The organism is Klebsiella sp. SWET4, assembly GCF_024296565.1.
Lineage (GTDB): Bacteria > Pseudomonadota > Gammaproteobacteria > Enterobacterales > Enterobacteriaceae > Klebsiella > Klebsiella variicola.
Window position 1 is genome coordinate 53,735 of record NZ_JANCOB010000009.1, and the last position, 20,000, is coordinate 73,734.

21 protein-coding genes are annotated in these 20,000 nt (G+C 59.1%); 9 read left to right on the forward strand and 12 right to left on the reverse strand.

Going from position 1 to position 20,000, the window contains the following annotated elements:
* The first annotated feature begins 53 nt into the window (after positions 1-53).
* The gene (locus tag NKJ21_RS19365) at positions 54-719 is read left to right on the forward strand and encodes an HAD family phosphatase (protein ID WP_023322122.1); all 666 of its coding nucleotides are present in this window, start codon (positions 54-56) and stop codon (positions 717-719) included.
* A 508-nt stretch (positions 720-1,227) separates the two neighbouring features.
* On the opposite strand, the gene phnE (NKJ21_RS19370) is transcribed toward NKJ21_RS19365, so the two are convergent.
* The 4 genes from phnE (NKJ21_RS19370) to phnC form a co-directional block, all read right to left on the reverse strand.
* A complete protein-coding gene (gene phnE, locus NKJ21_RS19370; RefSeq protein WP_012968865.1) occupies positions 1,228-2,112 on the reverse strand; it encodes a phosphonate ABC transporter, permease protein PhnE in 885 nt (294 codons plus the stop codon).
* A complete protein-coding gene (gene phnE / locus NKJ21_RS19375) occupies positions 2,109-2,981 on the reverse strand; it encodes a phosphonate ABC transporter, permease protein PhnE (protein ID WP_012968864.1) in 873 nt (290 codons plus the stop codon). The genes phnE (NKJ21_RS19370) and phnE (NKJ21_RS19375) overlap by 4 nt, the downstream gene beginning before the upstream one ends.
* A gap of 67 nt (positions 2,982-3,048) precedes the next feature.
* Entirely contained in the window at positions 3,049-3,987 is a 939-nt protein-coding gene (gene phnD, locus NKJ21_RS19380) for a phosphonate ABC transporter substrate-binding protein (RefSeq protein ID WP_032691132.1), read from the reverse strand.
* A gap of 22 nt (positions 3,988-4,009) precedes the next feature.
* Positions 4,010-4,852: a phosphonate ABC transporter ATP-binding protein gene (gene phnC, locus NKJ21_RS19385; protein ID WP_239270545.1), complete on the reverse strand. Its 843-nt coding sequence runs from the start codon at positions 4,850-4,852 to the stop codon at positions 4,010-4,012.
* Between the two features lie 843 nt (positions 4,853-5,695).
* Here phnC and NKJ21_RS19390 point away from each other — a divergent pair.
* The 6 genes from NKJ21_RS19390 (at position 5,696) to NKJ21_RS19415 (ending at position 12,489) form a co-directional block, all read left to right on the forward strand.
* Positions 5,696-6,238, forward strand: a complete 543-nt coding sequence (locus NKJ21_RS19390) for a helix-turn-helix transcriptional regulator (protein WP_008805314.1) — start codon at positions 5,696-5,698, stop codon at positions 6,236-6,238.
* Between the two features lie 74 nt (positions 6,239-6,312).
* Positions 6,313-6,900 (forward strand): common pilus major fimbrillin subunit EcpA, encoded by a 588-nt coding sequence (ecpA, locus tag NKJ21_RS19395; RefSeq protein ID WP_023297107.1) that lies wholly within the window; start codon positions 6,313-6,315, stop codon positions 6,898-6,900.
* A 57-nt stretch (positions 6,901-6,957) separates the two neighbouring features.
* On the forward strand, positions 6,958-7,626 hold the full coding sequence (locus NKJ21_RS19400; protein ID WP_008805316.1) for a fimbrial chaperone EcpB: 669 nt from the start codon (positions 6,958-6,960) through the stop codon (positions 7,624-7,626).
* A 25-nt stretch (positions 7,627-7,651) separates the two neighbouring features.
* Entirely contained in the window at positions 7,652-10,177 is a 2,526-nt protein-coding gene (gene ecpC, locus NKJ21_RS19405; RefSeq protein ID WP_012542736.1) for a fimbrial usher EcpC, read from the forward strand.
* Positions 10,167-11,810 (forward strand): hypothetical protein, encoded by a 1,644-nt coding sequence (locus NKJ21_RS19410; protein ID WP_254733162.1) that lies wholly within the window; start codon positions 10,167-10,169, stop codon positions 11,808-11,810. Before ecpC ends, NKJ21_RS19410 begins: the two co-directional genes overlap by 11 nt.
* Positions 11,779-12,489: a fimbria/pilus periplasmic chaperone gene (locus tag NKJ21_RS19415; protein ID WP_008805319.1), complete on the forward strand. Its 711-nt coding sequence runs from the start codon at positions 11,779-11,781 to the stop codon at positions 12,487-12,489. The genes NKJ21_RS19410 and NKJ21_RS19415 overlap by 32 nt, the downstream gene beginning before the upstream one ends.
* Positions 12,490-12,492: 3 nt before the next feature.
* Here the strand turns inward: NKJ21_RS19415 and NKJ21_RS19420 are convergent, their stop codons facing one another.
* The 4 genes from NKJ21_RS19420 to NKJ21_RS19435 are packed head-to-tail and all read right to left on the reverse strand — an operon-like array spanning position 12,493 to position 15,550.
* Positions 12,493-13,182, reverse strand: a complete 690-nt coding sequence (locus NKJ21_RS19420) for an amino acid ABC transporter permease (protein WP_008805320.1) — start codon at positions 13,180-13,182, stop codon at positions 12,493-12,495.
* Positions 13,172-13,924 (reverse strand): amino acid ABC transporter permease, encoded by a 753-nt coding sequence (locus NKJ21_RS19425; protein ID WP_012968860.1) that lies wholly within the window; start codon positions 13,922-13,924, stop codon positions 13,172-13,174. The genes NKJ21_RS19420 and NKJ21_RS19425 overlap by 11 nt, the downstream gene beginning before the upstream one ends.
* Positions 13,921-14,739, reverse strand: a complete 819-nt coding sequence (locus NKJ21_RS19430; RefSeq protein WP_008805322.1) for an amino acid ABC transporter ATP-binding protein — start codon at positions 14,737-14,739, stop codon at positions 13,921-13,923. The genes NKJ21_RS19425 and NKJ21_RS19430 overlap by 4 nt, the downstream gene beginning before the upstream one ends.
* 1 nt (position 14,740) lies before the next feature.
* Complete coding sequence (locus NKJ21_RS19435; RefSeq protein WP_002890106.1) at positions 14,741-15,550, reverse strand: ABC transporter substrate-binding protein; 810 nt, start codon at positions 15,548-15,550, stop codon at positions 14,741-14,743.
* Between NKJ21_RS19435 and NKJ21_RS19440 the strand changes: the two genes are divergently transcribed.
* Both NKJ21_RS19440 and NKJ21_RS19445 read left to right on the forward strand, forming a co-directional pair.
* Positions 15,549-15,821 (forward strand): hypothetical protein, encoded by a 273-nt coding sequence (locus NKJ21_RS19440; protein WP_135711414.1) that lies wholly within the window; start codon positions 15,549-15,551, stop codon positions 15,819-15,821. The genes NKJ21_RS19435 and NKJ21_RS19440 overlap by 2 nt on opposite strands.
* Positions 15,822-16,300: 479 nt before the next feature.
* Positions 16,301-16,477 carry a hypothetical protein gene (locus tag NKJ21_RS19445; protein WP_012542732.1) on the forward strand — a complete coding sequence of 59 codons (177 nt, stop codon included), beginning with the start codon at positions 16,301-16,303 and terminating at the stop codon, positions 16,475-16,477.
* 116 nt (positions 16,478-16,593) lie between these two features.
* On the opposite strand, the gene NKJ21_RS19450 is transcribed toward NKJ21_RS19445, so the two are convergent.
* Genes NKJ21_RS19450 through NKJ21_RS19465 form a run of 4 tightly spaced genes read right to left on the reverse strand, consistent with a single transcriptional unit; the run spans position 16,594 to position 19,999 of the window.
* Positions 16,594-17,289, reverse strand: a complete 696-nt coding sequence (locus NKJ21_RS19450) for an ABC transporter ATP-binding protein (protein WP_004204908.1) — start codon at positions 17,287-17,289, stop codon at positions 16,594-16,596.
* A complete protein-coding gene (locus NKJ21_RS19455; RefSeq protein ID WP_008805323.1) occupies positions 17,282-18,064 on the reverse strand; it encodes an ABC transporter ATP-binding protein in 783 nt (260 codons plus the stop codon). Before NKJ21_RS19455 ends, NKJ21_RS19450 begins: the two co-directional genes overlap by 8 nt.
* Positions 18,051-19,100, reverse strand: coding sequence for a branched-chain amino acid ABC transporter permease (locus NKJ21_RS19460; protein WP_008805324.1), 1,050 nt, complete (start codon positions 19,098-19,100; stop codon positions 18,051-18,053). The genes NKJ21_RS19455 and NKJ21_RS19460 overlap by 14 nt, the downstream gene beginning before the upstream one ends.
* The gene (locus NKJ21_RS19465; protein WP_002890128.1) at positions 19,100-19,999 is read right to left on the reverse strand and encodes a branched-chain amino acid ABC transporter permease; all 900 of its coding nucleotides are present in this window, start codon (positions 19,997-19,999) and stop codon (positions 19,100-19,102) included. The genes NKJ21_RS19460 and NKJ21_RS19465 overlap by 1 nt, the downstream gene beginning before the upstream one ends.
* Position 20,000 lies beyond the last annotated feature (1 nt).

A 20,000-nucleotide genomic window follows, 5' to 3' on the forward strand; every position in this document is an offset into this window, starting at 1 on the left:
TCTTTTTTACGCATGCTCCCGGCAGCTTATTTTGACCAGTAAGGGAAAGTACCATGGGCAACACGCTGACGATTTTTGATCTCGATAACACCCTGATACAGGGCGATAGCAGTACGGTCTGGAGCCAGTTTATGGTTCGCGAAGGGCTGGCGACGCAGAAGGGGTATCTTGCCCGCGAGGCGCGGCTAATGGCGGATTATGACCGGGGAGAGATGAATATCGCCGATTATGTGGCCCTGATCCAGGCGCCGCTGGCCGGAATACCGAAGTCGGACGTTGATGCGCTGGTGGCCCGCTGCGTGCGCGAGGCGATCCTCCCCCGGGTCTATCCGCAGGCGTGGGAGCTCATTCGTCGTCTGCGGGCCGAGGGGGAGCAGATGCTGATTATCTCCGCCTCGGTTAGCCTGCTGGTGCAGGCGGTGGCCGCCGCGCTGGAGATTGATCAGGCGCTGGGCATTGACGTGGCGATGGTCGACGGCGGCTACAGCGGAGTCATTGCCGGGATCCCCAGCTATCAGCAGGGGAAGGTGGCGCGTCTGGCGCAGTGGCGCGAGGCGCATCCGCAGTATGACGGCGAGGTGACTTTCTATACCGATTCCATTAACGATCTGCCGCTGTGCCTGCATGCGGATCGCGTGCGGCTGGTCAATCCCTGTCCGCAGCTGCAGGCGGCGGGTGCCGGATATGGCTGGCCGGTGCTGAGCTGGCGGCTGGAATAGCGGAGCGGATAAATATTTCTTCGGGTTCAGCCGTTCCAGGCCGGATAAGCCCTGTAGGCCGGGTAAGGCGCCAGCCGCCACCCGGCATAAAAGCAGCTCCGTGCCTGATGCCATCGCCCGGCGGCGCTGTGCTTGCCGGGCCTACAGACAGTCGGAGCCGGACGAGTAGGCCGGGTAAGGCGCCAGCCGCTACCCGGCGAAATATCGGCGCAACCGGAAATGTCCCTGCTCGCGCTACGCTTAGCAGGGCTACCACTCCTGTGTTATTTCCGGGCACATTGCGCTCCCGGTTAATTTTTCTGCATTCTGTTTTTCGTGGCGCAGGGAGCGCACAGGGGGGGGCCAGTCGCCGCCGCCCCCTGTCCCCCGGCCTTCCGGGAACGTCTCAGCGATGTTGAGGCCGCCAGTACCGGCAGTTTCAGTTGCCCCAGGCCCGGCGGTGAGTCAACAGCCAGTCCTGGACGAGTAGGCCGGATAAGGCGAAGCCGCCATCCGGCGCAAAGGTGTGCTAGCGTCCGCCCTGATACAGCGGCACCGCGGCGCCGCCGATATAGCGACGGCGCAGCCAGGCGGAAAGGGTGTCCATGATCATCACCACCGCCACCAGCAGCAGGGTGATAAACATCACCACATCCCAGTTCCACAGGCGCATGTTCTCGGCATAGATAAGCCCGATACCCCCGGCGCCGACGAAGCCCAGCACCGCCGCGGAGCGGGTGTTGGATTCAATCTGATACAGGCTCAGGGCGAGGAAGGTTGGGAACGACTGGGTAAAAATGCCAAAGCGATGCTTTTGCAGGCCGTTCGCGCCCACGGCGGTCAGCCCGCGCCCGGGCGAGCGGTCCACGGCTTCGTGTCCTTCCGCGTACAGCCGTCCCAGCAGACCGGTGTCCTGCATGATGATCGCCAGCACCCCGGCCAGCGGCCCGAGGCCGACCGCGCGCACGAAAATCAATCCCCAGATAGCCATGTCGATCCCGCGCAGCACATCAAACAGGCGGCGCATCAGCAGAGCGAGGGTCCCCAGCACCACGCCGCGCATGATGTTGCGGGCGGCAAAGAAGGAGAGCAGCAGCGCCAGCACCGTGGCGGTCAGCGTCCCGGCGAAGACGATAGCCAGGGTGATGCCGATTTGCGTGAAGTAATAGCCGAACGGCCAGTTCCAGAAGTCGTGCCAGACGAACATCCGCGCCAGGTAGCGGCCAATCTGCTGCAGACCGGTGGTCAGCTGCTCGCCGCTGATGCCAAACTGCAGAAAAAACCAGACGTAATAGAGCACGCAGGCCAGCGCTACCAGCCCGACGTAGCGCAGGTAGCGCCCCTGAACCTGATAGAGCTGTTTATGCTGCCGCCGGCTGGCGGCGATATCCGGTTGCATGTGCCAGACGCTCATTTCTTACCCTCCAGTACCCACAGGCGCAGACGACCGGACAGCATGTCCAGCGCCGACACCACCAGAATGATCAGCAGCAGGGTGATGCTCACCTGATCGTAGCGGTCGAGCTTGATATTGGTCATCAGCTCCTGGCCGATACCGCCCGCGCCCACCAGCCCGAGAATCGTCGACGAACGGAAGTTGATTTCAAGCCGCATAAAGCCGTAGGAGAGAAACAGCGGTTTCACTTGCGGCCACAGGGCGAAGCGGATTTTCTGCAGCGGCGACGCGCCGCAGGCCGCCAGGCCGCGTACCGGTTTGTTTTGCGCGCTCTCCACCGCCTCGTAGAACAGTTTGGTCAGGCTGCCGACGGTGTGCAGCATCAGCGCCAGAAAGCCCGGGATCGCGCCGATGCCGAACGCCATGACAAAGATCACCGCCCACGCCAGCTCGGGCATGGTGCGCAAAAACGCCACCAGTACCCGAATGGCAAAGCGTACCGGCGCTGGGGTCCAGGCGTTGTTGGCGGCGAGGAACGCGAAGATGGTGGCAATGGCGACCGCCACCAGCGTCGAGGCCAGCGCCAGCTGCAGGGTTTCCCAGATGAGCGGCAACTGGATCGGCAGGCGATAGCCCCACCAGGCCAGCGAGCCTTTGGTCTGCACATCGGCGAACAGGTTACCGGCACTCAGAGGCGGAATGGTCTCTGCCATATAGTCAAAGAAGTGGGGCAGCGAGTGCCAGATGGTCAGCAGATTAAATTCTGCGGCGCTGCCGGCGGCAAAATAGAGCGCCAGCAGGAGTAACGACCAGCAGACGGTATCGCGCTTTTGCCGCGAGCGTACCTGCTGGTAATAGCGTTCAAATTCGGTGTGGGTCGTCTTCATGCGTCGGGGATCTTCAACGTAGCGCCGCCGCTCACCCTGGGGGCAAGCAGGCGGCGTTGAGGCAGGATTAACGCGCGCTCACCAGCTCGCGTTTCATGTCGATAATCTGCTGGAAGTCAGCCACGCTGCCCGGACCGATGTGCTGGGTACCGCCCATCGCTTTGATAAAGCAGGCGTGATCCTCGGTGTCCAGTTTTTTCACCGCCGCCACGACCTTCGCCTTAAAGTCCGCCGGCAGCGCATTGCTCACCAGGATCGGGCCGTTCGGGATCAGCGGCGATTGCCAGATAATGCGGATCTGCTTCATCAGATCCGGATGATCCATGCGAATCAGACGGTTGAACGCGCCGGTGGTGTAGCCGGTGTTGTAATCGCCGACCATCGAGGTCCAGGTGACCGCGCCCGCGAACTGACCGTTCAGCACGCCGAGGATGTCCTGCTCGTGGCCGCCCGAGAAGGTGACGCTGGAGAAGGTATTGTTGTATTTGTTGTCGGCGTTTCCGCCAAATTTTTCTTTAAACGCATGGTTAGGGATCAGATACCCGGAAGTGGAATCCGGATCGGCGAAGCCGAAGGCTTTGCCTTTTAAATCGTCCAGCGTTTTGTACGGGGAGTCGGCTTTGACGATCACCACGGAGTGATAGCCGCGAGACTGATCTTTATCGTCCACGGCGATGCCGACGATATCCACGGCTTTCGGGTTATTGATATAAACCGAAGCGTAAGAGGAGGGGGACATGCTCAGCACCACGTCGACTTTGCCCCCCAGCAGACCCTGGATCACCCCGGAATAGTCGGAAGAGTTACGCAGTTTGGTATCCACGTTCAGCTCTTTATCGAGGAAGGTCTTAACACACTGGTTATCACCGATTTGCTGGGTGGCGTTCTGCCCGCCGAGAATGCCCAGATTCAGCTCTTTCGGCTGCGCTGCCGCCGCCTGCCATGCCATCATCATGCCCGCGACCACTGCGGATAAACGAACTGCGCCAGTCATATATTTTTTCATTATGTTGCCCGTGTGAGTGAAATTAATGCAATTGGCTAACTTCATCGCCGTACAGCTGCTGCAGCACATCCTGCGTCAGCCGGGAGGGGTGATCGTCAAAAATAAGCTGGCCGCTGGCGACGCCGATAACCCGGGTGCAGTAGTCCTTCACCAGCTCTACCGAATGCAGGTTCACCATCACGCTGATGCCCTGCTCGCTGATCTCGCGCAGCACATCCATGATGCGCTGGGTGTTCTTCGGATCCAGCGAGGCGACAGGTTCGTCGGCCAGCAAAATGCCGGGGTTTTGCATCAGCGCCCGGCAGATTGCCACCCGCTGCATCTGTCCCCCGGAGAGATTCTCCGCCCGCTGCAGCGCGTGCGGCAGCATGTTCATCCATTCGAGCAGCGCAATGGCGCGCGCCCGGTCGGCGGCGGGGAAAATTTTAAACAGCGACTTCAGGGTTGAAGTCTGGCTGAGGCGGCCAAGCAGGACGTTGGTGAGCACGTCGAGGCGCGGTACCAGGCAGAAGTCCTGAAAGATCATCCCGCACTGACTGCGCCAGGCGTTGAGTGAGCGGCCTTTCAGCTTTGAGACATCGTGTGGCATACCGACTTCCGGATAGCTAAGAATTTCACCGCCGCTGGCGCTGTGCGTACCATTAAGGACATGCAGGAGCGTCGATTTGCCGGCGCCGGAGCGGCCAATGACCCCGACCATTTCACCGGCGTGCAGGTCAAAGCTGATGCCGTCCAGCACCTTGTGCTGAGCATGATAGGCTTTAGTCAGGTTACGCACGCTTAAGACCTTCCGCTGCAGGCCGGCATCGAGATCGGTGAACGGCTGGAAATCAGTTTCGGCCACCGCGGCAAGAGAGCTGTTCATAAGAGTGTCCAGGTTCGTCATTAACTGGGCACTATTAATAGGTCTTTATATGAAATTTCGATGACGGTATTGCGAACAAAGCGTGAACAGGCGGGAAAAGACGGGGATGACAGGCCGACCGCGCGGCTTGCTGACCGCTGGCGAAGCCTTGAAAAGCGGCTATGCTTTCGGGGGGCGCGAAGGCAGGCGCACCCGTGACGGCAGGCACCTATCGGCAAAACTCGTTTTATCTTGCTAATGAGGTCTGTTTAATCGAATAGATAATGCTTCTACCTTTGTTTAGCATTCATCATTCCGCAGAATTAACATATGCATAACTATTTTGTGCGGCAGGTTAATCTATTCATGTGGCTTATGAATTGGTAAATCATCCTGGTTATTGCTTATATTCAGATTTATATTCTTTATTTTGTTGTTAATTTGGTTTATTTGACAACTCCATCCTGCCCCTCATTAAGAATATTCCTAACATAATAGGGCGAAGATCCTGGGTAATATAAAGCACAAGTAAGAATTGAGGGTAATATTGCCAATAACCTCATGAAAATAAATGTCTTTTTCCACTCCTCAAAAATCCGATATTTTCAGTTTTTGTAAATATTGACCCAGGCACGAAATTGATTGCCTGTCCGCGTGTTGACACTCCATAGGAAAAAACTTAAATTCAACGCCATGCAGAAATAATTAAAATTAAACCCGGCTTATCAAATATTGATAAGTAATGCGTGTCTTATTTAATGGCGATTTATTAAAGGAAGCGAATACGCCAGTTAACTTTGTAGGCCTGGCAAACAGTGAAGTTGTAAAAATGATTACTTCAAGGACTATGAGGTTAAAAACTATATGGAATATAAATGCTGTTCCGATAAGTACATTTGGTCTGCCCATGACTCCTACTTCTATAAAGGACTATCCGAACTCATTCTGGATATCGATGAATTAATTTATCTGTCGCAGGAGAAGATTAGAAAGGATTTTGTGTTTATCAATCTCAATACGGCTTCTTTAAATGAATTTATCAGGCGCGATAGCGAATGGCTATCCGCGGTAAAGGGGAAACAGGTCGTATTGATTGCGGCCAGGAAATCAGAAGCCTTAGCAAATTACTGGTATTACAATAGCAATATTCGCGGCGTGGTATATGTTGGCCTGAGTCGCGATATTAGAAAAGAACTGGCCTACGTAATTAATGGCAGATTTCTCCGCAAAGATATTAAGAAAGATAAAATTACTGACCGGGAAATGAAAATAATCCGCATGACCGCTCAGGGCATGCAGCCGAAATCGATCGCCAGAATTGAAAATTGTAGCGTGAAGACAGTATATACCCATCGGCGCAATGCTGAGGCCAAACTGTATTCCAAAATATATAAGTTAGTTCAGTAACACCCAGGCAATATTGTTTTTTAAATGGTTCACCGGGACATCATGTCCTTAATTCAACTCAGGATGAAAAAGCGATGAAAAAAAAGGTTCTGGCAATAGCTCTGGTAACAGCGTTTACCGGTATGGGTGTGGCGCAGGCTGCTGACGTAACGGCTCAGGCTGTTGCGACCTGGTCGGCGACCGCTAAAAAAGACACCACCAGCAAGCTGGTTGTGACCCCGCTCGGCAGCCTGGCATTCCAGTACGCCGAAGGCATTAAAGGCTTTAACTCGCAGAAAGGTCTGTTTGACGTGGCGATTGAGGGTGACGCAACGGCGACCGCCTTTAAGCTGACCTCGCGCCTTATCACCAACACCTTAACCCAGCTGGACACCTCCGGCTCCACGCTGAGCGTGGGTGTGGATTATAACGGCGCCGCGGTGGAAAAAACTGGAGATACCGTGATGATCGATACCGCTAACGGCGTGCTGGGCGGCAACCTCAGCGCGCTGGCTAATGGCTACAACGCCAGCGGCCGTACCACCGCGCAGGATGGTTTCACTTTCTCCATCATCAGCGGCACCACCAACGGCACCACCGCAGTGACCGATTACAGCACCCTGCCGGAAGGGATCTGGAGCGGCGACGTCAGCGTCCAGTTCGACGCCACCTGGACCAGCTGATCCTTCTGATGCACCAGCAGGGGGGCTCCCCCTGCTTTTTTCACGGACGGAATTGTTATGAAAAAGCACCTTCTGGCTCTCGGGCTGCTGCTTGTCGGGGTGTCGCCGGCGCAGGCGTTGGATGTCGGCGATATCTCATCTTTTATGAACAGCGGCAGCAGCACGCTGAGCAAAACAATCAAGAACAGCACAGACAGTGGTCGACTGATCAATATCCATCTCGAACGGCTCTCTTCCCCGCTGGATGGTGGGCAGGTTATCCCGATGGATAAACCGGATGAGGTGCTGCTTACCCCCGCCAGCCTGCTGCTACCCGCTCAGGCCAGCGATGTCATCCGTTTCTTCTACAAAGGCCCGGCGGATGACAAAGAGCGCTACTACCGCATTGTCTGGTTCGATCAGGCACTCAGCGATGCCCAGCGCGATAACGCCAACCGCAGCGCGGTAGCGACGGCGTCCGCCCGCATCGGCACCATTCTGGTGGTGGCGCCGCGCCAGGTGAATTACCGCTTTCAGTACGCCAACGGCTCCCTGACCAACACCGGGAATGCGACGCTGCGGATCCTCGCCTACGGCCCTTGCCTGAAGGCCGCCGACGGTAAGGAGTGTAAAGAGAATTACTACCTGATGCCGGGTAAATCGCGCCGTTTTACGCAGGTGGACACGGCGAATAAAAAAGGACGGGTTGCGCTTTGGCAGGGTGAGCAGTTTGTTCCCGTGAAATAGACAGTTGTGCAGATGGATAACGACGATGCCTCTACGACGGATTTCCCCAGGACTGAAAACGCAGCTTGCCTTCGGCATGATCTTTTTGTTCGTTCAGCCCGACGCCAGCGCTGCTGCCGTACGTGCCCAGCAGATTGGCGGGGTGATTATTCCGCAGGCCTTCAGCCGGGCGCTGCAGGACGGTATGAGCGTCCCGCTCTATATTCATCTTGCCGGCAGCCAGGACACCCGTGACGATCAGCGGATCGGCAGCGCCTTTATCTGGCTGGACGACGGCCAGCTGCGTGTCCGGCAGATCCAACTGGAGGAGAGCGAGGGGAACGCCAGCGTCAGCCAACAGACCCGACAGCAGCTGATCGGCCTGGCCAACGCCCCGTTCAGCGAGGCACTCACCATTCCCCTGACCGACAGCGCGCAGCTGGATCTCAGCCTGCGCCAGCTGCTGCTGCAGCTGGTGGTCAAACGCGAGGCGCTGGGCACCGTGCTGCGCTCGCGCAGCGAAGATATCGGTCAGTCCAGCGTGAACACCCTCAGCAGCAACCTGAGCTATAACCTCGGCGTCTATAACAACCAGATGCGCAATGGCGGGAGCAACACCTCCAGCTACCTGTCGCTGAACAACGTCACCGCGCTGCGAGAGCATCACGTGGTGCTCGACGGCTCGCTGTACGGGATCGGCAGCGGTCAGCAGGACAGTGAATTATATAAGGCCATGTATGAGCGCGATTTCGCCGGCCACCGCTTTGCCGGCGGGATGCTCGACACCTGGAACCTGCAGTCCCTGGGACCGATGACCGCTATTTCGGCCGGCAAGATTTACGGCCTTTCCTGGGGGAATCAGGCCAGCTCCACCGTCTTCGACAACAGTCAGTCGGCCACGCCGGTGATTGCCTTTTTACCGGCGGCGGGCGAGGTGCATCTCACCCGTGACGGCCGGTTGCTGAGCGTCCAGAACTTCGCCATGGGCAACCATGAAGTGGATACCCGCGGCCTGCCGTACGGTATTTACGACGTGGAAGTGGAGGTGATCGTTAATGGTCGGGTGGTCAGCAAACGCACCCAGCGGGTCAATAAGCTGTTCAGCCGGGGACGCGGCATCGGCGCGCCGCTGGCGTGGCAGGTATGGGGCGGCAGTTTCCATATGGATCGCTGGTCGGAAAGCGGCAAAAAGACCCGGCCGGCAAAAGAGAGCTGGCTGGCAGGCCTCTCGACCTCCGGGTCGCTCAGCACCCTGAGCTGGGCGGCAACGGGCTATGGCTACGACAACCAGGCGGTGGGGGAAACCCGCCTGACGCTGCCGCTGGGCGAGTCGATCAACGTTAACCTGCAGAATATGCTGGCCAGCGACAGTTCCTGGAGCAGCGTCGGCAGCATCAGCGCTACGCTGCCGGGAGGCTTCAGTTCAGTGTGGGTCAACCAGGAGAGAACCCGCATTGGCGATCAATTGCGGCGCAGCGATGCCGACAACCGGGCGATCGGCGGCACCCTCAACCTGAACGCGCTGTGGTCGAAGCTGGGGACGTTCAGCGTCAGCTACAACGATGACCGCCGCTACAACAGTCATTACTACACAGCGGATTACTATCAGACGGTCTACAGCGGCGCGTTTGGATCGCTCGGCCTGCGGGCGGGGATCCAGCGCTATAACAATGGCGACAGCAGCGCCAACACCGGGAAATATATCGCTCTCGATCTCTCGCTGCCGCTGGGCAACTGGTTCAGCGCCGGGATGACCCATCAGAACGGCTACACCATGGCTAACCTCTCAGCGCGCAAGCAGTTTGATGAAGGCACTATTCGCACCATCGGCGCCAATCTGTCGCGGGCCATCTCCGGCGATACCGGGGATGACAAAACCCTCAGCGGCGGAGCGTATGCCCAGTTCGACGCCCGCTACGCCAGCGGCACGCTGAACGTCAACAGTGCGGCGGACGGCTACGTCAACACTAACCTCACCGCCAGCGGCAGCGTCGGCTGGCAGGGCAAAAACATCGCCGCCAGCGGACGAACCGACGGTAACGCCGGAGTGATCTTCAACACCGGGCTGGAGGACGATGGTCAGATTAGCGCCAGGGTTAACGGGCGGATTTTCCCGCTCAGCGGCAAGCGTAACTACCTGCCGCTCTCTCCCTATGGCCGCTATGAGGTGGAGTTGCAGAACAGCAAAAACTCGCTCGATAGCTACGACATCGTCAGCGGGCGTAAGAGTCATCTGACCCTTTATCCGGGCAACGTCGCAGTGATTGAGCCAGAGGTGAAGCAGATGGTCACCGTCTCCGGTCGTATTCGTGCAGAAGACGGCACGCTGCTGGCGAATGCGCGGATTAACAACCATATCGGCCGTACCCGGACCGATGAAAACGGCGAGTTTGTCATGGACGTGGATAAGAAATACCCCACTATCGATTTCAGCTACGGCGGCAATAAAACCTGCGAAGTGGCGCTGGAGCTCAGCCAGGCGCGCGGCGCCGTCTGGGTCGGGGATGTGGTCTGCAGCGGCCTCTCGTCGTGGGCGGCGGTGCAGCAGACAGGAGAAGAGAATGAAAGTTAATGCACTGATGGCGCTGGCGATCCTCGCGCTGCTCTGGCCGGCAGCCGCGCTCAGGGCGGCGGTGACCAAGACCACCTGGTCGGATGCGCCGGCGCGCGAGTTTGTGTTTGTTGAAAACAACTCCGACGACAACTTTTTCGTCACCCCCGGCGGGGCGCTGGATCCGCGTATGACCGGCGCTAACCGCTGGACCGGCTTAAAATACACCGGCTCCGGCACCATTTATCAGCAGAGTCTCGGCTATATCGATAACGGCTACAACACCGGGCTCAATGCCAACTGGAAGTTTGATATGTGGCTGGAAAACTCGCCGGTTTCGCACCCCTTAACCGGCCTGCGCTGCATCAACTGGTACGCCGGGTGCGATATGGCCACCAGCCTGATCCTGCCGCAAACCACCAATGCCAGCGGGTTTTATGGCGCGACGGTGACCAGCGGCGGCGCGAAGTGGATGCACGGCATGATGTCGGACGCGTTTTATCAATATTTGCAGCAGATGCCGGTCGGCGGCAGCTTTACGATGACCATCAATGCCTGTCAGACCTCGGTGAACTACGATGCCAGCAGCGGTGCGCGCTGTAAGGATCAGGCCTCCGGTAACTGGTATGTGCGCAACGTCACCCACACCAAAGCCGCGAACCTGCGGTTGATTAATACCCACTCGCTGGCGGAGGTGTTTATCAACAGCGACGGCGTGCCGACCCTGGGAGAAGGGAACGCCGACTGCCAGACGCAGACCATCGGCAGCCGCGCAGGATTAAGCTGTAAGATGGTCAACTATACCTTGCAGACCAACGGCTTAAGCAACACCTCGATCCATATTTTCCCGGCGATCGCCAACTCGTCGCTGGCCTCGGCCGTCGGGGCGTACGATATGCAGTTCAGCCTCAACGGCAGCTCCTGGAAGCCGGTGAGCAATACCGCTTATTACTACACTTTCAACGAGATGAAGAGCTCAGACTCGATCTATGTTTTCTTCTCCAGCAACTTCTTTAAGCAGATGGTGAACCTCGGGATCAGCGATATCAACACCAAGGATCTGTTCAACTTTCGCTTTCAGAACACCACCTCGCCGGAGTCAGGCTGGTATGAGTTTTCCACCTCCAACACGCTGATTATCAAGCCCCGTGATTTCAGCATCAGCATTATCTCGGACGAATATACCTCGGCGCCGTCGCGCGAGGGATATGTCGGCAGCGGCGAACCGGCGCTCGATTTCGGCTACATCGTCACCACCAGCGGTAAAACGGCCGCCGATGAAGTGCTGATCAAGGTGACCGGACCGGCGCAGGTGATTGGCGGGCGTTCCTACTGTCTCTTCAGCTCTGATGACGGTACGGCGAAAGTGCCGTTCCCGGCGACGCTCTCTTTTATCACCCGCAGCGGCACGACGCAGACCTACGATGCCGGGTGCGATGACAGCTGGCGGGATATGACCGATGCGCTGTGGCTGACCACGCCATGGACCGATATCTCCGGCGAAGTGGGGCAGATGGATAAGACCACGGTGAAATTTTCGATTCCGATGGATAACGCCATTTCGCTGCGGACGGTAGACGATAACGGCTGGTTTGGCGAAGTCAGCGCTTCAGGAGAGATTCATGTTCAGGCGACGTGGCGCAACATTAACTAAGGCCCTGCTGACGGTGGGCTGCCTGCTGGCAGCGCCGCTGGCGCAGGCGATCTCGGTCGGCAACCTGACCTTTTCCCTGCCGGCCGAAGCGGATTTCGCCAGTAAACGGGTGGTCAACAACAATAAAAGCGCGCGGCTGTACCGCATCGCCATCAGCGCCATCGATCGTCCGGGCGGCAGCGAAGTACGCTCCCGGCCGGTGGATGGCGAACTGCTGTTTGCCCCCCGCCAACTGGTGCTGCAGGCAGGTGAGAGCGAGTATTTTAAATTTTACTATCATGGCCCGCGGGATAACCGCGAGCGCTACTATCGGGTCTCGTTTCGCGAAATCCCCACCCGCAACCTGACGAGGCGCAGCCCGACCGGCGGCGAGGTCAGCATGGAGCCGGTGGTGGTGATGGATACCATTCTGGTGGTGCGCCCACGCGAGGTGCAGTTTAAATGGTCTTTCGATAAGGTGGCCGGGACGGTGAGCAACACCGGCAATACCTGGTTCAAGCTGCTGATTAAACCCGGATGCGATTCGACCGAAGAGGAGGGGGACGCGTGGTATCTGCGTCCTGGCGACGTGGTTCGCCAGCCGGCATTGCGCCAGCCGGGGAACCACTATCTGGTTTATAACGACAAATTTATTAAGATCAGCGATACCTGCCCGGTGAAGCCCCGTCCCGCGGAGTGAGCCTTATCCGGCGGTCGCGCGGCGGGTAAAACGCCGGCTGGCCAGCAGGCTCAGACCGCAGCACAGCAGGTAGTACACCGCGCCGGTGAAAACGAAGATCGCCAGGGGATAGATTTGCACCCGGTTGTTGACCTGACCGGCCACGGTGGTCAGCTCCGGGACGTTGACGATAAACGCCAGCGACGTGTCTTTCAGCAGGCCGATAAAGATCCCCACCAGCGAGGGCTGAACATTGCGCAGCGCCTGCGGGAGCAGCACCAGGCGCAGCGTTTGCCCGGGGGCGAACCCCTGGGTCAGCGCCGCCTCATACTGTCCTTTCGGCAGCGACTGCAGCCCGGCCAGCACCGAGTGCATCACCGAGGCGGCGGTAAACCACGCCAGCGCCAGGGTCACGGTCACCGCGCCGGGCAGATCGCCGCCGGTCAGCATCGGCAACAGATACCACAGCCAGAAGATGACAAATATCAGCGGGATGCCGCGAATAATTTCCGCCCACAGAAACAGCAGACGCCGCACCAGCCCCCCGTAGCGCCAGGCCAGGCCCGCCAGCGCAATGCCTCCCGGCAGCGCCAGCAGGGTGGCGCCGATGGCCATCAGCAGGGTCAGCGCCACGCCGCCGGGCTGGCCCTCCGCCAGTCGGCCCCACAGCAGGTAATCGAGGTTATCGGCGATCACCGCCAGATTAGCGTTCATGTTGGGCGCTCCGTTGCAGTTTTCTTCCCGGGCCGAGACGCGTTAGCGCCACGCCCATCGCCACCCCCAGCGCCAGGTACAGCGCGGTACCGACGGCAAACGCCTCCAGGGCGTGCGCGTTATAGCTCTCAATCTGTCGTACCTGATAGGTCAGTTCCGCAAAGCCGATGCCGCTGGCCAGCGATGAGAGTTTCATCAGGTTAAGATACTGGCCGACAATCGGCTGCCAGGCGTTGGCCAGCCCCTGCGGCAGGAGGATAAAGCGCAGCTCCTGCCACGGGGTAAAACCCTGCGACAGCGCGGCTTCCCGCTGCCCGTGGCTGACGGCGCGCAGTCCGGAGGCGATCTCTTCCACCAGAAAGGCGGAGGTAAAGACCCCCAGCCCCCACATCGAGCAGAGGAACTCCGGCGTCAGCCACCAGACGTTACCCGGCAAAATGGACCAGGCGTGTTCGTCGTTCACCACCTCCTTCACCGCCAGTGGCAGCAGGTTCCAGGCGGCAAAGTACCAGAACAGCAGCTGGACCAGCAGCGGAGTGTTGCGAAACAACGAGACCCACGCGGCCACCAGTCCGCGCCCCGCGCGGCCGCCGCCGAGGCGCAGGGCCAGCAGCAGGACCGCCAGCAGGGTGGCGAGCAGGATCCCGGCGACGCTGACCCAGACGGTGGTGAGAAAACCAGAGATAATCCATTGCAACGGCTGCCCGCTCAGGACGCCGTGCCAGTCAAGCATCGGCGTCACTCGAGGCTCTCCTGGTGCAGCGGATCCAGCACCTTCTGCAGAAAACGCCGTGCGCGGGCATGCTGCGGATGGGCGAAAAACTCAGCCGGCGGGGCGACCTCGAGAATGTCGCCGCCGTCGATAAACACCACCCGGTCGGCAATTTCCCGGGCAAACTGCATCTCATGGGTCACCACCAGCATGGTGATCCCGCTGTGGGCGAGGGTTTTCATCACCTGCAGCACTTCGCCGATCATCTCCGGGTCGAGCGCCGAGGTGGGCTCATCGAACAGGATAATCTGCGGCGAGGAGGCCAGGGCGCGGGCGATCGCCACCCGCTGCTGCTGGCCGCCGGAGAGCTGCGCCGGCATCTGCTGCGCTTTTTCTTCCAGTCCGACCTGGCGCAGCAGCGCCAGCGCTCGCTCCTGAGCCGCACTTTTCCCCCAGCCGTGAACGCGCTCCAGCGCCAGAGTGATGTTCTCCTGCGCCGTCAGGTGGGCGTAAAGGTTGAACTGCTGGAAGACAAAGCCGACGCGGCTGCGCAGCTGGCGCAAGGCGCTGCCGCTCAGCCGGCTGGTCGGTTTATCGTCGATCAGGATCTCGCCGCCGCTTAAGGATTCGAGCTGGTTGATCAAGCGGATCAGCGTCGATTTTCCCGAACCGGAAGGGCCGAGGATCGCCACCACTTCGCCGGGCTCGACCTGCAGGTTGATGGCGTTTAGCACCTGATGATCGCCGTAGCGCTTGGCCACATCACGGAACGTAATGCTGGCGCGCTGCAGACGTGAAAAATCCGCGGCCGGGGCCGCGGAGTGGGAGAGTAAACCCGAGAACATATTATTTCGCTTCTATGGTAAAGGCGCGCGGCTGCGGCGTTTTAGTGGCAGGTCCAAACCAGACATCATAGATTTTCGCGGCTTCGCCGGTTTTCTCCAGCTTCACCAGCTCATCGTTAACGGCTTTCAACAGGGCCGGTTCGCCTTTCTTCACTCCCACGCCAATCTCTTCTTTGCTGAGCAGGTCGGGCAGAATTTTAAACTTGGCTTTATCCGGCGCTTCCGCCAGCAGACCGGCGAGGATGGTGCTGTCCTGGGTGATGGCCTGGACGTTGCCGTTGCGCAGGGCGGTCAGGGCCAGCGGAATATCGTCATAGGAGAGGACGCGAGCCTGCGGGAAACGCTGGTGCAGGGCTTGCTCGCCGGTGGTGCCTTTCACCGCGCCGATGCGCGCTTTGCTGTACTCATCGAGCTTATCCGGAGAGCCGGCCGGCACGAGGAACTGCTGGCCGGTGACGAAATACGGCGTCGAGAAATCAATAACCTGGGCCCGCTCCGGGGTGATGGTTATGTCGGCGACGATCAGGTCGGCTTTGCCGGACTGCAGCAGCGGAATACGGTTGGCCGGGTTGGTGGCCACCAGCTCGAGTTTGACGCCGAGCGCTTTCGCCAGCGCCTGGGCAAAGTCGACATCGTAGCCGACGATATGGTGGGTTTTGGCATCCACGGAGCCGAACGGCGGGTTGGCGTCGAAGGTGGCGACTTTCACGACGCCGGCGGCTTTGATGTCAGCCAGCTGGTCTGCCTGTGCCTGAGACGCGAGCAGCAGCATACCCAGCGCCAGTGCAATTTTTGTGGTTTTATTGCGCATGTTTTTTCCCCTGAATCCCTGTTTTGTTTTGTGGACATCACGCTCCCACAAATTCCCCGTCGGCGGCAAAGAAGAAAAAATTCTTATCTATAACGAAAAAGAACTTAACAAACCTATGGGTATTCTTTATGCGCCGCTGGCGTTTTACCGGCGCGGCAACGATTGCCGGGCGGTTCCCTCTCCCTCCGGAGAGAGGGTGAGGGGGAGGGGTAATTTTCCGTTCACTTTGCGTTTGCGAGAAAATGGTGGTTCTTTGCCGGTGAACGGGTAAAGGGGGAGAAAACCGTCTCCCCCTTTACAATCCCCCCGGTCCCGCAGAGAAATCGGTGCTGCGCACTACGCTCACCTCCCGGTCATCAGCCTGCGGTCGGCTCAACTCGACGTCGTGTCTCGAATCGCCTCTGGCCGCCCTCCGTGGCGGCCAGCCCTTGTCTGCCGACCTCCGGTTCGCCGATTTCAGCGGGAATCGGGCCCGCTGCACGCCCGTAGGTTTCAGGAGCCATTTCATAGCAATCAGAACATATCCGTTAAAAATGGTATGTGCCTTTCCCTGTGGCCCCGCGGTGTATACCGGGGCGGCAACGATTGCCGGGCGGTTCCCTCTCCCTCAGGGAGAGGGTTAGGGTGAGGGGATAGGAGCGGGAGTAATATGCGCCAGCCAGGATTGCAAATTCGGAATTAATATTTCCCGCGCCCGGCCAACTGTGGTTGAAATAGACCCAGGCGATTCGCTTCCCGACAGAGGAGAAAATGAAAGTGGCATTGTGGCAACGATTAACGGGCTGGCTGGCTTTTTTGTCCAACGGTGAAGCCGGACAGCAGGATACCCAGCGCGTCATGGAGGCGATACTGCCGGTGGCCAGCCTCTACGGCGTGGACATTGGCAACGTGGAAACCCGGTGGTTCCGTCATGATAAGACATACTGAGCGACGCAGGACGCGAGAAGCCTACTGGAACGAGGTGTGCTTTGTGTAGCAAGAGACTGCCTGAGGTTGCGGCAACACAGGATGCGCCGCCGCAGCCCAGGCAGTTTTGACCACGCTTATCCCCCCAGATACATCCGCTTAATTTCCGGGTTAGTCAGCATCTCCCGCGCCGCGCCTGACAAGGTGATCCGGCCATTCTCCAGGACATACGCCCGATCGGCGATAGCCAGTGCGGCCGTCGCATTCTGCTCCACCAGCAGCACCGTCATATTCTCTTCGCGCAGTTGCTTAATGATGCCGAACAGCTCGCCGACAATTTTCGGCGCCAGCCCGAGGCTCGGTTCATCCAGCATCAATAACACCGGCTCGCTCATCAGCGCCCGGGCGATGGCCAGCATCTGCTGCTCGCCGCCGCTCATGGTGCCCGCCATCTGATGGCGTCGTTCCTTGAGCCGTGGAAAGAGGGCGTACATGCGATCGCGCAGGCGGGTGTAGCCGGCGAGATTATTGTAAGCGCCCATGCGCAGGTTCTCTTCGATGGTCAGGTTGGTAAAGACCCGACGTCCCTCCGGCACCAGCGCCAGTCCGCGGCGCACAATCTGGTGGGTCTGGCTGCGTGAGATATCGTCGTTGAGGAAGCTGACGCGCCCGCTGGAACGCACCAGGTTGACGATCCCGTTGAGGGTGGAGGTTTTACCGGCGCCATTGCTGCCGATCAGGGTGACGATCTCCCGGTCATAGACGTCGATATCAACGCCTTTCAGCCCCTGGATCACGCCGTAAAAGACCTTCAGTTCCCGGGCGTTAAGCATAATTGGCTTCTCCCAGATAAGCGGAAATGACGTCAGGATGCTGGATCGCCTCGGCCATCAGGCCGCTGAACAGCGGCTTACCGTACTCCAGCACCATCACCCGCTCGCACAGGCGGTTGACGAAGGGCATATCGTGCTCAATTAGCAGGACGCTGAGCTGATAGTCATGGCGCATGCGGAAGATCAGCTCCGCCAGATCCTCGGTCTCCTTGGGGTTCATCCCGGCGGCCGGCTCATCGAGCAGCAGCAGCTTCGGCGCGGTGGCCAGCGCGCGGGCGATCTCCACTTTGCGCTGGTTGCCATAGCTTAGGTTTGTGGCTTGCATATGGGCGAAGTGGGCGATGCCGATGTCCTCCAGGATGGCCATGGCTTTGGCCTTCGCCGCCCGCTCGGCCGGAAAGTAGCGGCCAATATGCAGAGCTGCCTCCAGCAGCGAGTAGCGGCTGGCGCGGTCGAGCCCGACCATCACGTTCTCCAGCACCGTCATGGAGTTAAACAGACGGATATTCTGGAAGGTACGGGCGATCCCGGCGTTCACCACCTGGTTGGGCTTCAGCCCCTTCAGCGACGTACCCGCCAGGGTGACGTTGCCGCTGGTGGGTTTATAGTTGGCGGTGATGACGTTAAACAAAGTGGTTTTGCCCGCGCCGTTAGGGCCGATAAGGCCAAAGATCTCCGCTTCATCAACATGGAAGCTGACGTTGTCGATGGCCCGCAGGCCGCCAAACTGCATGGTGACGTCCTGCACCTGCAGGATAACGTTATTTTCCGCCATAGCTGCTGTTCCTTCTTCCCATCTGCCAAATCTCTTTTTTCCCCAGCAGCCCTTCGCGGGCGAAGAGCATGATGATCAGCAACAGCAGGGAGAAAACCACCATTCGCAGGCCCGGATAGGCGCCGAGATCGTGACCGAAGAACTGTAGCGGCTGGTCGAGGAAGCGCAGCCATTCGCCGCTGCCGACCACCAGTACGGTGCCGAGCAGGGCGCCGGTGGTGCTGCCGAGCCCGCCGAGGACGATAATAATCAGCAGCTGGAAGGTGAGCATAAAGTCGAACAGCCCCGGGGAAATAGTGGTCAGCAGCGAAGCCAGCAGACCGCCGCCGATCCCTTCGAAGAAGGCGCTGGTGGCGAAGGCGCAGGTTTTGATGCGGAAGGTGTTGACCCCCATGGCGATCGCCGCATCTTCATCGTCGCGAATGGCTTTCATCATCCGGCCATACTTCGACCACACCAGTTGAAGGATCATGCCGGTGGCCAGCAGGGCGAACAGCCCGCACCAGAACAGGAGATGCGGCTGCTGCGGAATATCGTTCAGCCCGATGGCGCCGTTGGTGATTTGCGGATTGTTAATAGCGAGGATCTTGATGATAAACCCAAAGCCGAGGGTGACAATGGCCAGGTAGTCGCCACGCACCCGGAAGACCGGCACGGCGAGGCACACCGCCAGCGCCGCCGCGCACAGGCCGCTTATCAGCAGGGCAGGGAGGAAGCCTGCGTGCAGGCTGAGGATCCACGGGCTGGGGGCGGCCATTTCAAACATGTCTACCTTGCTGTCGCTGGAGAGGATCAGCAGGGCGGTGACGTAGGCGCCCACCGCCACGAAGCCGTTCGGCTCCAGCGACAGCTGGCCGGTCACGCCGTTGATCAGGTTGTAGCTGACCGCAAGGATCATAAAGATAAAAATGGTGCTGATGACACGAACAATGTAGTCATTGAAAACCACGTTGATTCCGGCCAGCAGCGCGATACAGATGACAATAATGGCCAGGTTGCGCAGCTGCGCCCCGGCGGTCGTCGTCGCGTTGAGCATCAGAAACGGCTCCTTTCCAGACGTTCGTCGCCCATAATGCCGACCGGGCGGAACAAGAGGACCAGAATCAAGAACAGGAAGGCGAAAGCATCTTTATAGCCGCCCAGTTCGGGGAAGATCGCCACGGCGACCACTTCGGTAAAACCGAGGATAAAGCCGCCCAGCACCGCGCCGGTGACGCTGCCGATCCCGCCCAGCACGGCGGCGGCGAAGGCCTTCAGGCCGATAAGCACGCCCATCAGGGGATCGATAGTGGGGTAGCTGATGGAGTAGAACACGCCGCCGAGGGCCGCGAGACTACTGCCGAGGGCGAAGACCAGGGAGATGATCCGGTTGGCGTCAATGCCCATCAGGCGCACGGTGTTGACGTCAAAGGCCACCGCGCGGATCGCCATCCCATAGCGGGTGCGGTACAGCAGCCAGAGGATCGCCAGCAGCAGCAGGACGGTGATCAGCGGTACAATCCACGCCACGTTGGTAATGATGACGCTGCCGAAGGCGCGGGTCTGGTTGAAAAAGTCAGGGGCGGAGAAGAAGCGTGAGCTGCCGCCGAACAGCACGTTAAACAGGTTTTCGAGGAAGAAGCTGACGCCGATGGCGGTGATCAGCATGGAGATTTTCGAGGCCTGACGCAGCGGACGATAGGCGACCCGGTCAATCAGCATACCAAACAGGCCGCACAGCCCGAGGGTCAGGAAAACGGCTACCCCGAAGGGTAGCCCAACCGAAGAAAATAAAAACAGCGTACTAAACGCGCCGACCATCATCACGTCCGCATGGGCGAAGTTGATCAGCCGTAGCACGCCATAAACCATCGTATAACCGATGGCAATCAGGGCGTACATGCCCCCAAGACTCATTCCATTGACCACTTGCTGGAGAAAAATGGCGCCGTCCATT

What these genes read in the sequence shown, in the direction of transcription:
- NKJ21_RS19430 (WP_008805322.1), bottom strand. Translation starts at nt 14,739, where the DNA reads ATGTTCTCGGGTTTACTCTCCCACTCCGCGGCCCCGGCCGCGGATTTT.
- NKJ21_RS19410 (WP_254733162.1), top strand. Translation starts at nt 10,167, where the DNA reads ATGAAAGTTAATGCACTGATGGCGCTGGCGATCCTCGCGCTGCTCTGG.
- NKJ21_RS19365 (WP_023322122.1), top strand. Translation starts at nt 54, where the DNA reads ATGGGCAACACGCTGACGATTTTTGATCTCGATAACACCCTGATACAG.
- NKJ21_RS19400 (WP_008805316.1), top strand. Translation starts at nt 6,958, where the DNA reads ATGAAAAAGCACCTTCTGGCTCTCGGGCTGCTGCTTGTCGGGGTGTCG.
- NKJ21_RS19455 (WP_008805323.1), bottom strand. Translation starts at nt 18,064, where the DNA reads ATGGCGGAAAATAACGTTATCCTGCAGGTGCAGGACGTCACCATGCAG.
- NKJ21_RS19420 (WP_008805320.1), bottom strand. Translation starts at nt 13,182, where the DNA reads ATGAACGCTAATCTGGCGGTGATCGCCGATAACCTCGATTACCTGCTG.
- NKJ21_RS19415 (WP_008805319.1), top strand. Translation starts at nt 11,779, where the DNA reads ATGTTCAGGCGACGTGGCGCAACATTAACTAAGGCCCTGCTGACGGTG.
- NKJ21_RS19445 (WP_012542732.1), top strand. Translation starts at nt 16,301, where the DNA reads ATGAAAGTGGCATTGTGGCAACGATTAACGGGCTGGCTGGCTTTTTTG.
- NKJ21_RS19390 (WP_008805314.1), top strand. Translation starts at nt 5,696, where the DNA reads ATGGAATATAAATGCTGTTCCGATAAGTACATTTGGTCTGCCCATGAC.
- NKJ21_RS19465 (WP_002890128.1), bottom strand. Translation starts at nt 19,999, where the DNA reads ATGGACGGCGCCATTTTTCTCCAGCAAGTGGTCAATGGAATGAGTCTT.
- ecpC (WP_012542736.1), top strand. Translation starts at nt 7,652, where the DNA reads ATGCCTCTACGACGGATTTCCCCAGGACTGAAAACGCAGCTTGCCTTC.
- ecpA (WP_023297107.1), top strand. Translation starts at nt 6,313, where the DNA reads ATGAAAAAAAAGGTTCTGGCAATAGCTCTGGTAACAGCGTTTACCGGT.
- phnC (WP_239270545.1), bottom strand. Translation starts at nt 4,852, where the DNA reads ATGAACAGCTCTCTTGCCGCGGTGGCCGAAACTGATTTCCAGCCGTTC.
- NKJ21_RS19435 (WP_002890106.1), bottom strand. Translation starts at nt 15,550, where the DNA reads ATGCGCAATAAAACCACAAAAATTGCACTGGCGCTGGGTATGCTGCTG.
- phnD (WP_032691132.1), bottom strand. Translation starts at nt 3,987, where the DNA reads ATGAAAAAATATATGACTGGCGCAGTTCGTTTATCCGCAGTGGTCGCG.
- NKJ21_RS19440 (WP_135711414.1), top strand. Translation starts at nt 15,549, where the DNA reads ATGTTTTTTCCCCTGAATCCCTGTTTTGTTTTGTGGACATCACGCTCC.
- NKJ21_RS19460 (WP_008805324.1), bottom strand. Translation starts at nt 19,100, where the DNA reads ATGCTCAACGCGACGACGACCGCCGGGGCGCAGCTGCGCAACCTGGCC.
- phnE (WP_012968865.1), bottom strand. Translation starts at nt 2,112, where the DNA reads ATGAGCGTCTGGCACATGCAACCGGATATCGCCGCCAGCCGGCGGCAG.
- NKJ21_RS19450 (WP_004204908.1), bottom strand. Translation starts at nt 17,289, where the DNA reads ATGCTTAACGCCCGGGAACTGAAGGTCTTTTACGGCGTGATCCAGGGG.
- phnE (WP_012968864.1), bottom strand. Translation starts at nt 2,981, where the DNA reads ATGAAGACGACCCACACCGAATTTGAACGCTATTACCAGCAGGTACGC.